At 66.2% G+C, this 14959-nt stretch carries 15 protein-coding genes; 14 read left to right on the top strand and 1 reads right to left on the bottom strand.

Features of this window, described 5'->3' with window-relative positions:
• Positions 1–34 precede the first annotated feature (34 nt).
• The 14 genes from IEW19_RS05550 (at position 35) to nusB (ending at position 13499) form a co-directional block, all read left to right on the top strand.
• Positions 35–1501 (top strand): replication-associated recombination protein A, encoded by a 1467-nt coding sequence (locus IEW19_RS05550; protein ID WP_188570666.1) that lies wholly within the window; start codon positions 35–37, stop codon positions 1499–1501.
• A gap of 170 nt (positions 1502–1671) precedes the next feature.
• On the top strand, positions 1672–2298 hold the full coding sequence (rpsD, locus tag IEW19_RS05545) for a 30S ribosomal protein S4 (RefSeq protein ID WP_009357431.1): 627 nt from the start codon (positions 1672–1674) through the stop codon (positions 2296–2298).
• 146 nt (positions 2299–2444) lie between these two features.
• Positions 2445–2819, top strand: coding sequence for a DUF948 domain-containing protein (locus IEW19_RS05540; protein WP_188570665.1), 375 nt, complete (start codon positions 2445–2447; stop codon positions 2817–2819).
• A gap of 17 nt (positions 2820–2836) precedes the next feature.
• On the top strand, positions 2837–3067 hold the full coding sequence (locus IEW19_RS05535; protein WP_188570664.1) for a DUF6167 family protein: 231 nt from the start codon (positions 2837–2839) through the stop codon (positions 3065–3067).
• 126 nt (positions 3068–3193) lie between these two features.
• Positions 3194–5872, top strand: a complete 2679-nt coding sequence (gene alaS / locus IEW19_RS05530; RefSeq protein WP_188570663.1) for an alanine--tRNA ligase — start codon at positions 3194–3196, stop codon at positions 5870–5872.
• 7 nt (positions 5873–5879) lie between these two features.
• On the top strand, positions 5880–6479 hold the full coding sequence (gene ruvX, locus IEW19_RS05525; protein ID WP_188570662.1) for a Holliday junction resolvase RuvX: 600 nt from the start codon (positions 5880–5882) through the stop codon (positions 6477–6479).
• On the top strand, positions 6476–8098 hold the full coding sequence (mltG, locus tag IEW19_RS05520) for an endolytic transglycosylase MltG (protein WP_188570661.1): 1623 nt from the start codon (positions 6476–6478) through the stop codon (positions 8096–8098). The genes ruvX and mltG overlap by 4 nt, the downstream gene beginning before the upstream one ends.
• Positions 8095–8955, top strand: a complete 861-nt coding sequence (locus IEW19_RS05515) for a shikimate dehydrogenase (RefSeq protein WP_188570736.1) — start codon at positions 8095–8097, stop codon at positions 8953–8955. Before mltG ends, IEW19_RS05515 begins: the two co-directional genes overlap by 4 nt.
• A gap of 26 nt (positions 8956–8981) precedes the next feature.
• Positions 8982–10178: a chorismate synthase gene (gene aroC, locus IEW19_RS05510; protein ID WP_188570660.1), complete on the top strand. Its 1197-nt coding sequence runs from the start codon at positions 8982–8984 to the stop codon at positions 10176–10178.
• Entirely contained in the window at positions 10178–10747 is a 570-nt protein-coding gene (locus IEW19_RS05505; RefSeq protein WP_188570659.1) for a shikimate kinase, read from the top strand. Before aroC ends, IEW19_RS05505 begins: the two co-directional genes overlap by 1 nt.
• The gene (gene aroB / locus IEW19_RS05500; protein WP_188570658.1) at positions 10744–11835 is read left to right on the top strand and encodes a 3-dehydroquinate synthase; all 1092 of its coding nucleotides are present in this window, start codon (positions 10744–10746) and stop codon (positions 11833–11835) included. Before IEW19_RS05505 ends, aroB begins: the two co-directional genes overlap by 4 nt.
• Positions 11835–12353, top strand: coding sequence for a tetratricopeptide repeat protein (locus IEW19_RS05495; protein ID WP_188570657.1), 519 nt, complete (start codon positions 11835–11837; stop codon positions 12351–12353). Before aroB ends, IEW19_RS05495 begins: the two co-directional genes overlap by 1 nt.
• A 172-nt stretch (positions 12354–12525) precedes the next feature.
• Positions 12526–13089, top strand: a complete 564-nt coding sequence (efp, locus tag IEW19_RS05490; protein ID WP_141160347.1) for an elongation factor P — start codon at positions 12526–12528, stop codon at positions 13087–13089.
• A complete protein-coding gene (nusB, locus tag IEW19_RS05485; protein WP_018761427.1) occupies positions 13089–13499 on the top strand; it encodes a transcription antitermination factor NusB in 411 nt (136 codons plus the stop codon). Before efp ends, nusB begins: the two co-directional genes overlap by 1 nt.
• Positions 13500–13573: 74 nt before the next feature.
• Here the strand turns inward: nusB and IEW19_RS05480 are convergent, their stop codons facing one another.
• Positions 13574–14845 (bottom strand): PrsW family intramembrane metalloprotease, encoded by a 1272-nt coding sequence (locus IEW19_RS05480; RefSeq protein ID WP_229748349.1) that lies wholly within the window; start codon positions 14843–14845, stop codon positions 13574–13576.
• Positions 14846–14959: the final 114 nt, after the last annotated feature.

The raw sequence follows: 14959 nt of genomic DNA, 5'->3' as shown, positions 1-14959 counted from the left end.
AAAAGCAGTGGTGGACTGGAAGTAGCCTATCTATGTGGATGATCTCTTCGGGCCCGGCCCAGACAACGACGACGACGAACGTCCCGTCGCCGGGGGCGCCGGCCCCCGGGGCCAGGGTTCGCGGGCACCGGGTTCACCGCGGAGTCCGCTGGCCGTTCGCATGCGGCCCCGCACCCTGGACGAAGTGGTGGGCCAGCAGCACCTGCTCGGGCAAGGCTCGCCGCTGCGGCAGCTGGCTGCAGGCGCCGGAGCAGACAGCACCGGCCCGGCCGGTCCCACCTCCCTGATCCTGTGGGGTCCTCCCGGCACCGGCAAGACCACGTTGGCGCACGTCATTGCACGCGGGCCGGGACGCAAGTTCGTGGAGCTCTCCGCCATCACCGCCGGGGTCAAGGATGTCCGCCGCGTCATGGATGACGCCCTGACCGCCCGGGACCTGTACAAGACCACCACTGTCCTGTTCCTGGACGAGATCCACCGCTTCAACAAAGCCCAGCAGGACGCGCTGCTTCCCGGCGTCGAAAACCGGTGGGTGGTCCTGGTGGCTGCCACCACCGAAAATCCATCCTTTTCCGTGGTCTCGCCCCTGCTGTCACGCTCCCTGCTCCTCACGCTCAGGCCGCTGACCGACGCAGACATCGAGGGCCTCCTGGTGCGGGCCGTGGAGGACCCGCGGGGGCTGGGCGGCAAGGTCCGGCTCAGCGACGAAGCGCTGGAACACCTGGTCCGGCTCTCCGGCGGCGACGCCCGCAGGGCACTGACCGCGCTGGAAGCTGCGGCGGGCGTCGCTTTCGGTGACGCGGACGACGTCGAACGTTCCGTGGGGGAGGACGGTGCAACTGGCGAGCCGGTCACCGAGGAACCGGTCATTGTCGAACTTCGCCACACTGAGCGCGCACTGGACGCGGCCGCCGTCCGTTACGACCGCGCGGGTGACCAGCACTACGACGTGGCCAGCGCGTTCATCAAGTCCATCAGGGGATCGGACGTGGACGCGGCACTCCATTACCTCGCAAGGATGCTTGAAGCGGGGGAGGACCCGCGGTTCGTGGCCCGGCGGATTGTCATCTCTGCCGCAGAGGACGTGGGCATGGCCGACCCCACAGCGCTCCAGACCGCTGTGGCCGCGGCGCAGGCCGTGCAGCTCATCGGCATGCCCGAGGGCCGGATCATCCTGGCCGAAGCCGTGGTCCACCTGGCTACCGCGCCCAAGTCCAATGCCGCCTACATGGGGATCAACAAAGCGATCGCCGACGTGCGGGCAGGGCTCGGCGTCGGGATTCCCGCGCACCTGCGCGATGCGCATTACCCGGGCTCCAAGCAGCTCGGCCACGGCGTGGGCTACAAATACGCCCATGACGCGCCGCACGCGGTGGCAACCCAGCAGTACCCGCCGGACGACCTGGTGGGCCGGGACTACTACCAGCCCACCGGCAACGGCGCCGAGAGGGATATTGCCCAGCGGCTGGAGCGGCTGCGGAAGATTATCCGGGGCAAGTGACGGCGTGGTAAGCTGAATCTTTGTCTGGCAAGGCGCGGACGCACAATCTCCCCGATTTCACGTTGGAGAGGTTATGCCCTGGGCCCAGTAGCAAAAGGCAGCGGTTGGCCGATGCTCTCCATCGTGGAGGCCAGTAACACTGACACACCGCAGATATTGGAAGGACACAAGTGGCTAACAACACTCGTGCTCGCCGTCAGGCCCGCCTCTCGCGGTCCCTCGGCATCGCTCTGACCCCCAAGGCCGCCAAGTACATGGAGCGCCGCCCGTACGGCCCCGGTGAGCATGGCCGTGCCCGCAAGAAGCAGGACTCCGACTACGCCGTACGTCTGCGCGAAAAGCAGCGCCTGCGCGCCCAGTACGGCATCCGCGAAGCACAGATGACCCGTGCCTTCGAAGAAGCCCGCCGCACCAAGGGCCTGACCGGTGAGAACCTCATCGAACTGCTCGAAATGCGCCTCGACGCCCTGGTCCTGCGTGCCGGCTTCGCCCGCACCATCGCCCAGGCCCGCCAGCTGGTTGTGCACCGCCACATCATGGTTGACGGCGTCCGCGTTGACCGCCCGTCGTTCCGCGTCGGCGAGGGCCAGCTGGTCCACGTCCACAGCCGCAGCGAGACCATGGTTCCGCTCCAGGTTGCAGCTGCAGGCGCCCACCGCGACGTCCTGCCCGCCGTTCCCGCTTACCTGGACGTCAAGCTGGAAGCCCTCCAGGCGCGCCTGGTGCGCCGCCCCAAGCGTTCGGAAATCCCGGTGACCTGCGAAGAGCAGCTCGTCGTCGAATTCTACGCACGCTAAATCCCAGCAGCGTATCCAAAGAAGCCCGTGGCAAGCGCCGCGGGCTTCTTTGTATGTAAGGTACTTGGGGGACATCTGTGCGAACGCCCCTTCCAGGCGCGTGCAGGATGGAACCCACCCACGGAATTTCGAGGAGATGAACGTCTATGTCTGGTGGCGATATTGCCGGCCTGATCGCTGCCGGGGTGTTCGCGCTCCTGGTCCTGCTGCTTGCGGTGCCCATCCTGAAACTGGGAAAGGTCTTCGATGAGGTGCGGACCACCATCAGGTCCCTCAGCGACGGCGCCACCCCCCTGATGGACGAGGTCACGGCCACCGTATCCACCACCAACCAGCAGCTGAAGAAGGTTGACGGCATCTCGACCAACGTCTCCGATGCGTCAGCCAACATTTCCGCCCTGTCCTCGCTGGTCGCCGCCACGGTGGGTTCCCCGCTGATCAAGGTGGCCGCATTCAGCTACGGTGTGCGCAGCGCCTTCGCCAACCGCCGGAAGCCCGCTGCCGGGCGCCGCAGCCGCTAGATTCGAAAAGAACGAATATGAAACGAATTGTCTGGATGGGAATCGGCGTGGCCATTGGTGTCATCGCCTACCGAAAAGTGAGCCAGGCCCAGTCGAGCCTTGGACCGGAGGGCCTCAACCGCGCCGTGGGCCGACTGGCCGACGGGGTCTACGACTTCGCCGACGCGGTCCGCGCAGGGATGCGTGAGCGGGAAACGGACCTGAGGACCGCCCTGGGTATCGACTCAGCGGAACTGGCCCGCCGCTAAGCCCCGTGCGGGCGTGTCACCGGCAGCCAGCCAACAACCGGCAGGACCCCACTTCGGGACCGGCCGCCTCAACGAAATTCCCGTGCCGCCCGGCGGCGCGGACCAAGAAGGGTAAGAAAACAGCTCATGAAGTCGCAGGAGATCACAAAGCGCTGGGTGGACTTTTTTGTCAGCAAGGGCCACACCGCGGTTCCCTCCGCATCGCTGGTCTCCAGCGACCCCTCGCTGCTGTTCACGGTGGCCGGCATGGTCCCGTTCATTCCCTACCTCACCGCCCGCGAGGAAGCGCCCTACTCCCGTGCAACCAGTGTCCAGAAGTGCATCCGCACCGGCGACATCGAGGAAGTGGGCAAGACCGCACGGCACGGCACCTTCTTCCAGATGTGCGGCAACTTCTCCTTCGGGGACTACTTCAAGGAAGACGCCATCAAGTTCGCCTGGGAACTGCTCACCACGGGCGTTGACGACGGCGGCTACGGCCTTCCGCCCGAGCGGCTGTGGGTGACGGTCTACGAGGAAGACGACGAGGCCGAGGAACTGTGGCTGAAGAACACCGGCGTTCCCGCTGAGCGCATTCAGCGCATGGGCAAGTCGGACAACTACTGGTCAACCGGCCAGCCCGGGCCGGCCGGCCCCTGCTCCGAGATCTATTACGACCGCGGACCCGCTTACGGCGTGGAGGGTGGGCCCATCGCGGACGAGACCCGCTACGTGGAGATCTGGAACCTGGTGTTCATGCAGTACCAGATCGAGAACGTGCGCTCCAAGGTCGACTTCGACATCGTGGGTGAACTGCCCAAGAAGAACATCGACACCGGCCTGGGCATGGAACGCCTCGCCATGATCCTGCAGGGCGTCGAGAACATGTACGAGACCGACCAGGTGCGGCCCGTCATCGACAAGGCCGCGGAACTGTCCGGCAAGGAATACACTTCCGCGGAGACCCCTGACGACCCCCATCACACGGACGACGTCCGGATGCGGGTTGTGGCCGACCACATCCGGTCAGCGCTGATGCTGATTTCCGACGGCGTGACGCCTTCCAACGAGGGACGCGGGTACGTCCTGCGGCGCCTCATCCGGCGTGCCGTCCGTTCCATGCGCCTCCTGGGCGTCGAACAGGCCTGCCTGCCCGACCTGCTGCCGGCTTCCAGGGACGCAATGAAGGGCGTGTACCCCGTGGTGGAGACGGACTTCGACCGGATCAGCCGCATCGCCTACGCCGAAGAGAAGGCGTTCCTGCGCACCATTGCGTCCGGCACTGCCCGGCTTGAAGACGCGGTCAAGGAATCCAAGGCAGCCAACAAGCCGCTTTCCGGCGAGGACGCCTTCACCCTGCACGACACCTACGGCTTCCCGATCGACCTCACCCTCGAGATGGCCGAAGAGGCCGGGCTGAGGGTGGACGAGGCGGCGTTCCGCAGCCTGATGCAGGAACAGCGCCAGCGCGCCCAGGCCGATGCCAAAGGCAAGAAGGGCGGCCACGCGGACGTCAGCGTCTTCCAGGAGATCCTGGGCCAGGGCGAAACCGTCTTCACCGGCTACACCGAGCTTGAAGGCGAGTCGCGCGTCCGCGGCCTGCTCAGCGCCGGCCGCCAGGTCCACCAGGCAGCCACGGGCGACGAGATCGAACTCGTGCTCGCCGAAACCCCGTTTTACGCCGAAGCCGGCGGCCAGGCCGCCGACACCGGCCTCATCACCGGTGACGGGTTCGTCGTCGAAGTCCTTGACGTCCAACGCCCCGTCAAGGGCCTGAGCGTGCACAAGGCGATTGTCCGCGAAGGTGAGATCGGGGCTGACTCGCTGGTGCGCGCCGCCGTCGACCGTGAACGCCGCCATGCCGCCGAGCAGGCGCACACGGGCACCCATATCGTGCACGCCGCCCTGCACCAGATCCTTGGCCCGGAGGCCACCCAGCGTGGATCCTTCAATAAGGCCGGCTACCTGCGCTTCGACTTTGCCTGGGGCGAAGGTCTCAGCACTGCCACCCGGTCCGAGATCGAAGAGGTCTCCAACCTGGCCATCCGCAACAACTACGCGGTGGAAACCAGGATCATGGGGCTGGCCGAGGCCAAAGCCATGGGCGCCATGGCCCTCTTCGGCGAGAACTACGGCAGTGAAGTGCGGGTGGTGGAGATCGACGGCGCGTGGTCACGCGAGCTGTGCGGCGGCACCCACGTTGCCAACACCTCGCTGATCGGTAGCCTGTCCCTCCTGGGCGAACAGTCCGTGGGTTCAGGCAACCGCCGCGTGGAAGCCTTTGTTGGCATGGAGGCGTTCCGCCACCTTGCAGCCGAGCGTGCCCTGGTGACCGAACTGACCGACCTCTTGAAGGTACCGTCCGGCCAGCTCGCGGACAGGATTTCCGCCACCCTGGCCAAGCTCAAGGCAACCGAGAAGGAACTGGACCGGCTCCGCAAGGAACAGCTTGCCGCTGCCGCCGCGCAGCTGGTCAACACCGCCACGGACGCCGCCGGCGTCCGGGTTGTGGCGCACGATGCCGGCGCCGTCAGCGGGGCCGACGACATCCGCGGCCTGGCCCTGGACCTGCGCAACCGGCTCGGTTCTGCAGCTGCCACTGTGGCTGTGGCCGGCGTCGCCAACGGCCGTCCCCTGATCCTGGTGGCCACCAACGAGGCAGCCAGGCAGGCAGGCGTCAAGGCCGGCGCCCTGGTCCGGGTTGCTGCCGGCGTGCTCGGCGGTGGCGGTGGCGGCAAGGATGACGTTGCGCAGGGCGGTGGAACCGACGCCGGTAAGGTCGGCGCTGCGCTGTCCGCGGTCGTCGACGCCATCGCAAGGCGCTAATCCAGCCATGACCGATGCTGTTGCTGCAGGCGGCTACCCCCAGGGCGTCAAACTGGGGGTGGACGTCGGCACCGTCCGGGTAGGGGTGGCCATCTGTGACCGGGATTCGATCCTGGCCACGCCGTACAAGACCCTTGACCGGAACGCCAGGAAGAACTCGGACGTGCGCGTCATCGCCAAACTGGCGGAGGAGCTGGGCGCCGTTCAGGTCATTGTCGGCCTGCCCAGGACGATGAAGGGCGAGGAACACGCGTCGGCCAGGATGGCCACGGACTACGCCCTCCTTCTGGCGGCCGAGCTTTCCAGCCGTGGCCTGGCCGTCCCGGTTAATCTGGTGGACGAGCGCCTCAGCAGTGTTTCGGCCCACCGCAACCTGCACGAAGCTGGCATGAGCAGCAGGGACCACCGTAAAGTAGTTGATCAGGTCGCGGCGGCGGGTATTCTTCAGCACGCCATCGACATGCAAAAAGCCAGGGGAGCGGATGTCGGCTCACGCGTGACAGCGCCATCCCCGTCCGTGGACCTGGGGGCCGGCGGGGTGGACGAACCAGTCCGCGCCGTCCCCGCAGACACGGCCCAATCTTCAGATAATGGAAGGCAACAGTGAGCCCTGCCAACATTGATGACACCTCCGGTCCGCTTGGCCCCGGGGCCAATAGGCCATTGACCCGCAAGGAACTGCGGGCACGGGAGAAGGTCCACAACACGGGAGGCCACGACGCCGTACCCGAGCAGGCCTACGAAACCGGCGACGTACCGCCGCCCCCGGCCGTGCCACCGGCAGCCGCCTCGCCCCGGGCTGAATCAACCTATGCTCCGCTTCCCGCCGCCAGTGACGTTCCGGCGGCACCCGAAACAGCGCCTTCCATCCAGGACGAACATCCTGTGGGCGCCTCCTACGCCGGCGATGCCAGCGCGGACGCCCCTTCTCCTCTTCAACACCACGAGGCCGACCTGCATCACGACGACGTCCCGCACCACGAGGCCGACCTGCATCACGACGACGTCCCGCACCGGGAAGACGACCTGCACCTCGACGCTGATGTGCACGACTACCAGGATGGCGTGGACGTCGACCACGATGACTCCCATGTGGACGCAGCGCACCAGGACTCGGTTCATGAGCTGCTCCCGGTCTCGTCGGCAGCCCAGGTAGTGCAGCGCCCGTCGAAGAAGGTCCGCCGCCGCCGCCGGTTGCTGGCCCTGTTCCTGACGCTGGCTGTCTTCGTGGCGGCAGTGGCGGTAGGTGCCCAGTTCCTCAAGCCCCTCCTCGGCAGCGGCAAGCCATCGGACTTCCCCGGTCCCGGAACAGGTGAGGTCCGGGTGACCGTTGCCAGTGGCGAAGGCACCCGGTCTGTGGCCACCGAGCTGGAGAACCAGCGCGTTGTCGCCAACGCCGATACCTTCATGCAGGCGTTCCACGCCTCGGGTGGAACGCTGTCGCCCGGGGACTACACCTTCAAGTCGGAGATGAAGAACGCCGACGCTGTCAACGTCCTGATCGGCAAGGATAAGACCAAGGTCATCTACTTCGCCTTGAGCGCGGGCCTGCGGGTCAGTGAGTCCCTCCAGGCCATTTCCGAGGGGTCCGGAGTGTCCATGCAGCAGCTGCAGGCGCTCAGCAACCAGCCCGCCCAGTTCGGCCTGCCCGCCAACGCCAAGAACCTGGAAGGGTATCTCGCGCCCGGCGAGTACCGCTTCCCCCTGGGCACCCCTCCCAAGGACATCCTGCAGGCGTTGGTGAAGTCCACCACCGATGAACTCGTCTCGCAGGGCATCACGGACCCTGCCAAGCAGTACCAGGCCGTCATCGTGGCGAGCATTGTCCAGGCGGAGGGCGGCCAGGCCGACTACGGCGATGTGGCCGGTGCCATCTACAACAGGCTCAAGCCGAACGACCAGACAGGCGGCTTCCTGCAGGTCGACTCCGCCGTCACCTACGGCCTCGGCACCCGGAGCTTTAACTTCACTGATGAGCAGCGCAAGGACAAGTCCAACCCGTACAACACCTACGCGAACCCCGGGCTGCCTCCGGGACCCATTGGATCTCCGGGCAAGACTGCAATCGACGCAGCAGCCAAGCCAAAGGCCAACGATTACCTGTACTGGGTGACGGTCAACCTGGACACCAAGGAAACCAAGTTCGCCAAGACCCTTGCTGAACACAACGCCTATGTGGAGCAGTACAACGCCTGGTGCCAAGCGAACGCCGGCCGCTGCACATGAGCCTGCGGGCCGCCGTCCTTGGCCACCCGGTCAGCCATTCAAAGTCCCCGGCGCTGCACCTCTCGGCCTATGGGCGGTTGGGCGCGGGCATCAGTTACACAGCCATCGACGTTACGGAGCAGTTGCTGCCGTCCTTCATGCGCCAGATCCGGAACCAGCCGGGCTGGCGCGGGCTCTCCGTGACCATGCCGCTGAAGACGGCCATGCTCGATGAGGTGGACGAGGTACGGGGGGTAGCCCGCACCTTGGGCGTGGTGAACACCGTCACTTTCGAGGAATCCGGCGGCACGCTGAAAACGGTGGGTTCCAACACGGATGTCACCGGGATCGTCAACGCCCTTTGCCACGCCGATACCCCGGCAGCGCCGTCGGCCGTCGTCCTCGGCGGCGGCGGAACCGCTGCATCGGCTGTCGCTGCCCTGAAGGAACTGGGCACCGGCACGGTGCAGGTCTTTGTCCGCGACGCGTCGCGGACAGCAGACGTACGCGCGGCCGCTGACAGCCTGGACGTGGCCCTGGAGGTCCGCCCCCTGGCCGGAGCCGCCCGCCCAACGTCGGAAGCCGACGTCGTGATTTCCACCCTGCCGCCGCGTGCGGCAGACGGACTCGCCGCGGAAATTGCCGCGCTGAAAACCGTGACTCCGGGTGTGCTGCTGGACGTGGCCTACGATCCCTGGCCAAGCCTTATCGCCTCGGTGTGGCAGGCCGGTGGCGGCCGCGTGGTACCCGGACTGGAGATGCTGCTGTACCAGGCAGTGGAGCAGGTGCGGCTTTTCACCGGGCGCGGGGAAGACGTTAATGCAGCTGTCATAGATGTGATGTGTGACGCAGTCGGCCTTGCCCGGCGGGCGTTGTGACCGCCCTACGTGGCAGGATGGAAAGTATGCGTTGGTTGACTGCCGGTGAATCCCATGGCCCGGCTCTGATGGGAATTATTGAGGGCGTCCCCGCCGGTGTGGAAATCACCAGCGGCAACATCGCAGACTCCCTGGCCCGCCGCCGGCTTGGCTACGGACGCGGCGCGAGGATGAAGTTCGAGCAGGACATGGTCACCATCCTTGGCGGCGTCCGGCATGGCCGCACCCAGGGCGGTCCCGTTGCCATCCAGGTGGGGAACACCGAATGGCCCAAGTGGGAGCAGATCATGTCCGCCGACCCCGTGGACCCCGAAGTCCTCGCAGACCAGGCCCGCAACGCGCCGCTGACGCGGCCCCGGCCGGGGCACGCCGACTTCACCGGCATGCAGAAATACGGCTTCGATGAAGCCCGTCCGGTGCTGGAGCGCGCCAGTGCCCGGGAAACCGCCACCCGCGTGGCGCTGGGCACCGTAGCCTCCCAGTTCCTGAGGCAGCTCGGCATCGAACTTGTCAGCCACACCGTATCCATCGCCAGCGTGACCGTACCGGAAGGCCGTCCGCTGCCCGTACCGGGCGACGTCATTGCCCTGGACACGGACCCCCTGCGCTGCTTCGACCGCGAGACCTCGAACGCCATGGTGGACGAAGTGGACGCCGCGCACAAGGAAGGCGAAACGCTGGGTGGTGTGGTGGAAGTCCTGGCTTACGGCCTCCCGCCCGGACTTGGCAGCTACGTGCACTGGGACCGCCGGCTCGATGCCAGGCTGGCTGCCGCACTCATGGGAATCCAGGCCATCAAGGGGGTGGAGGTCGGTGACGGCTTCCTGACCGCCGCCCGCCGTGGTTCTGCCGCCCACGACGAGATTGTCCGGGACGGCGAAGGCCGCATTGTCCGCGCCAGCAACCGCGCAGGCGGCATCGAAGGCGGCATGAGCATCGGGGACGTCCTCCGCGTCCGCGCAGCCATGAAGCCCATCGCCACGGTGCCGCGCGCCCTGCGGACCATCGACGTCAGCACCGGCGAACCGGCCAAGGCACACCACCAGCGCTCGGACGTCTGTGCGGTCCCCGCCGCCGGCGTGGTAGCCGAAGCCATGGTGGCCCTGGTCCTCGCCGAAGCCGTCATCGAGAAGTTCGGCGGTGACTCAGTGGCGGAAACCGCCCGCAACATCAAGGGCTACCTGGACAACATCCCGGCATCCCTGGACTCGATCGGCCAGTAGTGCTCCACCCCAGCAGTCCTGGTCCCGTCGGTGACCGGCCGATTGTCCTCATCGGTCCCATGGCCGTGGGTAAATCGGCCATTGGGCAGCAGCTCGCACAGCAGTTGGGTGCCCGGTTCGTTGACACGGATGCCGTCATCGTTGCCGGCCACGGATCCATCGCCGATATCTTCGCCGGCCGTGGCGAGCACGCGTTCCGTGAAATTGAGGCGCGGACCGTAGCCGACGCCGTCGAGGAAGCCGAAGGAACCCCCACCGTTATCTCGCTGGGCGGCGGCGCGGTGCTCGACTCGGGGACGCAGCAGCTGATCAGCCGCTGCATCGTTGTGTACCTGGAGTGCGACGCCGAAACCGTGGTTGACAGGATTGCCCGGAACTCCGGCCGGCCGCTCCTTGCCGGCGATGCCATGGGCCGCTGGACAGCAATGTTCGCCACCCGCAGGCCGGTCTACGAGAGGCTGGCCGACATCACCCTGGACGTCCGCCACGGTTCGGTACCCGAACTTGGCGGCCGCCTGGAAGCAGCACTGCGGAACCGCGCAGCTGCCAAACAGGAAGTTGAAAAGTGAACACGCAATCAACAGTCATCAACGTCACCGGCGAAGGCGCCGGCAACAACTACGGCGTCGTCGTCGGGCGGGGCCTGCTGGGTGACCTTCCAGCGCTGCTCGGAGAGCGCGTCCGCCGGGTCCTGGTGGTCCACCCCCGCGCCCTGCGCCTCACCGGTGACACGGTCCGCGATGAACTGGCAGCCGCCGGATTCACGTCCCTCACGGCGGAGATCCCGGACGCCGAAGAAGGCAAGCACATCCAGGTGGCCGCATTTTGCTGGCAGGTCCTGGGACAGAACGACTTTACCCGCTCGGACGCCATCGTTGCCGTGGGCGGGGGAGCAGTCACGGACCTTGCGGGGTTTGTTGCCGCCACCTGGCTGCGGGGGGTCAAGGTCATCCACATGCCCACCAGCCTGCTGGGCATGGTGGACGCGTCTGTGGGCGGAAAGACCGGCATCAACACCGCGGAAGGCAAGAACCTCGTGGGCTCCTTCCACCCGCCCGCTGCCGTCCTGGCGGACCTGGACACCCTGGACACACTGCCGAAGAACGAAATCATCTCCGGCCTGGCAGAGGTCATCAAGTGCGGCTTCATCGCTGATCCCGCCATCCTGGACCTGGTGGAAGAGGACCCTGCCGCCGTGGTGGACCCCCGCTCCGACGCGCTCCGCGAACTGATCGAGCGGGCCATTGCCGTGAAGGCAAAAGTGGTTTCCGAGGACCTCAAGGAGTCCGGGCTGCGGGAGATCCTGAACTACGGACACACCCTGGGCCACGCTATCGAACTGGTGGAACGCTACTCTTGGCGGCACGGCGCCGCGGTGTCCGTGGGCATGATGTTTGCCGCGGAACTCGCCCGCAGCGTCGGGCGGCTCAGCGATGCCGACGCCGACAGGCACCGAAGTATCCTGGACGGGCTTGGGCTCCCGGTCACCTACCGGCGGGACCGCTGGCAGGGCCTGCTGGACGGGATGCGGCGCGACAAGAAATCCCGCGGCGACCTGCTGCGCTTTGTGGTGTTGGACGGCATTGCCAAACCGGGCATCCTCGATGTCCCGGACACCTCGCTGCTGTTCGCGGCCTACCAGGAAATTGCTTCCTGATGCAGGGCGACATGAGCGGCACCGCCGACTGGCCCCAAGCCGGGTTCCCGGGAGTCCGGATCAACCCGGATACCCTGCGGCCGCAGATCGTCAACGACGATGCCGTCAGGGAGGCCCTGGCCGCCTCCACCGATCCGGCCGACCACATCTTTGTGCTGCTCGTTGAGGGACACGCATCCGAAGCTGCCGAACTGTTGGCTGAAGCACGTTTTAGGGACCCGGAGTCGTTCCGGCTGCGCGTGTTCGAAGCCGAGGTGCTCAGCGTCTCCCACCGGATGGACCGTGCCATTGAGCTGTTCCGCCAGCTCCTTTCCGAGGTGCACGGCACGCCGCGGGAGGCGCTGGCCCTGCAGTACCTCGGAAGGACGCAGTACGCTGCGGGACAAACCTCCGCCGCGGTTGAGTCCTTCTCCAAAGCGCTGGACCTGCGGGTGGCGCAGTCCGCCGACGCCGCGCAGATCTACTCTTCCACGGTGGCGCTGCAGCGGGCCAGGGACGTCCTGGACCTGGCCTGCTGAACCGGCAGGGGATGGGCGTGGAAAGGCTGTCCGGTATTTACCGGTAGAATGGTTGTGGAATTTTTGCACCCACGCGATTTTTGACAAACACGTGCAGGCGGGCCGTTGCGGCGTGCCCGCCCGGCATACAGCATCTGACCACGCGGCCAGACAAAGAAACCAGAGGAAACCAGTGGCAACCACTAACGACATTAAGAACGGCACGGTCCTGAAGCTCGAGGGCCAGCTCTGGAACGTCATCGAATTCCAGCACGTCAAGCCCGGCAAGGGCGGCGCCTTTGTGCGGACCAAGATGCGCAACGTGATGTCCGGCAAGGTTGTTGACAAGACGTTCAACGCCGGGCTCAAGATCGAGACGGCCACGGTGGACCGCCGCGACTACCAGTACCTGTACCAGGACGGTGCGGACTTCGTCTTCATGGACACTTCTGACTACGACCAGATCACCGTCTCCGGCGCCACGGTGGGCGATGCCACCAACTTCATGCTCGAGAACCAGATGGTCAACATTGCCATCCACGACGGCAATCCCCTCTACATCGAGCTGCCGCCGAGCGTCGTCCTCGAAATCACTTACACCGAGCCGGGCCTGCAGGGCGACCGCTCCTCCGCAGGCACCAAGCCTGCCACCCTGGAAACCGGCTACGAGATCCAGGTACCGCTGTTCATCGAGAACAACACCAAGGTCAAGGTGGACACCCGCGACGGCAGCTACCTGGGCCGGGTTTCTGAGTAGTGAGCGCCCGCGGTAAAGCCCGCAACAGGGCACTGGATGTTCTTTTCGAGGCGGAGCAGCGCTCTGTTTCAGCGTTCGACGTGCTTCGCGCACGCCGGGAAAAGACCGACCAGGTGGTCAACCCCTACACCCTGGAAATCGTCGAAGGCGTGGTGTCCCAGCAGGCAGCCATCGATGAGTTCCTGGAGACCTACTCGCAGGGCTGGAGCCTGGAGCGGATGCCGTCCGTGGACCGCATCATCCTGCGCATCGGCACCTGGGAGCTTCTATACAACGATGACGTCCCCGACGGCGTGGCGGTCAGCGAGGCCGTTGCACTGGCCAAGACGCTGTCCACGGATGAGTCTCCGCAGTTCATCAACGGACTCCTGGGCCGCCTGCAGCAGCTGAAGCCTTCGCTGCTCGCATAGCCAGCCTGCACGGACATCGCAGAAGAGCCCCGCCACATCGGCGGGGCTCTTCTGCGTTGCCACCCGGATGGGGGTTACCCGGCGATGGCCGCCCTCAAGGAGACGATCTGCTGCAGCTGTTGCCGTTCCTCGGCCTGGTGGAGCGGCACGTCGCGTCCGCCCAGGATCCGCTGGCGGGTATTGGCCAGCTGGGTGGTTGCCTTCAGGAACTGCTTCATCTGCCGCTTCCGTCCCGCGTTGGCAGCCCATGCCAGGGCGGTGCGGCGGCCGCCATGGGTAGCCAGGAGCTGGACCTCCGCCCGTGTGAACCAGCCCGCGGCGGAGTACTCCAGGAGGCGCTGGCGGGTCAGCCGTTTCTCGGCCACCCGCAGGAAGATGATGCCGCCCACGGCCAGCACGAAGATCGGCACCTGCACCACGATGTAGTCCAGCAGGAATCCCTGCCCCATGCTGTTCCACCTGTTGTGCAGGAACATTGCCGGCAGCAGCCCCACGAAGAAGGCACCAATTGAAGCAGCGGTGTTCCAGCGCCGGGCAGCGAAGCCCATGACAAGGCCGGTGGTGCCGGTGAAGATGGCGTGGGCGAATGGGGACATGACGCCGCGGAGGAAGAAGACCTGGGCGAAGTCGCTGGCGGGTGACGCCGATTCCGCAATGGCCCTGCCGAAATACAGGATGTTTTCGGTGAAGGCGAACCCCCCGGCGATGGTGAAGGCGAACACCACCCCGTCCACCGGTCCGTCGAATTGCCGGCGGGCCGCGAGGAGGAGGATGAGCAGGCCAAGCGATTTGGCGAATTCCTCGACGATGGGCGCCTGCACGGTGGCCATGTAGGTCTGCAGGTCGGGCAGGTCCGAAAACTGGAATGCGATCACAAAGAAAGGCTGGATGAGCAGGGTCACCGCCACGGATACCGCTGCGCCCCAGGTAAAGGCGAAGAACAGCAGCCGCTTAGGTTCCGGTTCCCACCTGTCGATGATGTGCACCGCCGCCAGGACCACCGAAAGCGGGATCAGGGATGCCAGGAAACCGATCAGGAAACCCGCGGCGCCGGTGTTTGACAACAGGAAAGGCACCACCAGGAACAGGCTCAGGAAAGCGAGCACGCCGCCGGCGACCGTCAGCCCCACCAGCCCGCTGCGGGTCCGCGATACACTCAGCGCGGCCCCCTGCGCCGGCGGCGGAACCACCACTGCCAGCGGCTGGCCCTGGTGACCCGGGGCCGCCTGGTAGTGTTCCGGCTGCACCTGTCCCATCCAGCTGGGGTTGGCCTGCCGGGGCAGGGGACCATCCGCCCCGCGATAGTGGTCGCCGGGGAGCCCGGAGGAAGGGTGCTGCGAAGACATCGGCATATCGGACAGCCTAAGCGGGCACTGCCGCGCCACAAAGAATCCGCGCCTCCCGGCAGCCGGATGTGACCATCGCCGCGTTGCCCGGGGACCCGCCCGGCAGGGACCGTA

Origin of the sequence: Arthrobacter liuii, assembly GCF_014639275.1 — a bacterium.
Taxonomy (GTDB): Bacteria; Actinomycetota; Actinomycetes; order Actinomycetales; family Micrococcaceae; genus Arthrobacter; species Arthrobacter liuii.
Note: the sequence above shows the minus strand (reverse complement) of the source record. Positions and strands in the feature narration are given on the sequence as shown.

Excerpts from the sequence above, each read along its gene's own strand:
- IEW19_RS05540 (WP_188570665.1), top strand. The coding sequence starts at position 2,445 with ATGTCTGGTGGCGATATTGCCGGCCTGATCGCTGCCGGGGTGTTCGCG.
- IEW19_RS05535 (WP_188570664.1), top strand. The coding sequence starts at position 2,837 with ATGAAACGAATTGTCTGGATGGGAATCGGCGTGGCCATTGGTGTCATC.
- alaS (WP_188570663.1), top strand. The coding sequence starts at position 3,194 with ATGAAGTCGCAGGAGATCACAAAGCGCTGGGTGGACTTTTTTGTCAGC.
- ruvX (WP_188570662.1), top strand. The coding sequence starts at position 5,880 with ATGACCGATGCTGTTGCTGCAGGCGGCTACCCCCAGGGCGTCAAACTG.
- IEW19_RS05515 (WP_188570736.1), top strand. The coding sequence starts at position 8,095 with ATGAGCCTGCGGGCCGCCGTCCTTGGCCACCCGGTCAGCCATTCAAAG.
- aroC (WP_188570660.1), top strand. The coding sequence starts at position 8,982 with ATGCGTTGGTTGACTGCCGGTGAATCCCATGGCCCGGCTCTGATGGGA.
- IEW19_RS05495 (WP_188570657.1), top strand. The coding sequence starts at position 11,835 with ATGCAGGGCGACATGAGCGGCACCGCCGACTGGCCCCAAGCCGGGTTC.
- IEW19_RS05480 (WP_229748349.1), bottom strand. The coding sequence starts at position 14,845 with ATGTCTTCGCAGCACCCTTCCTCCGGGCTCCCCGGCGACCACTATCGC.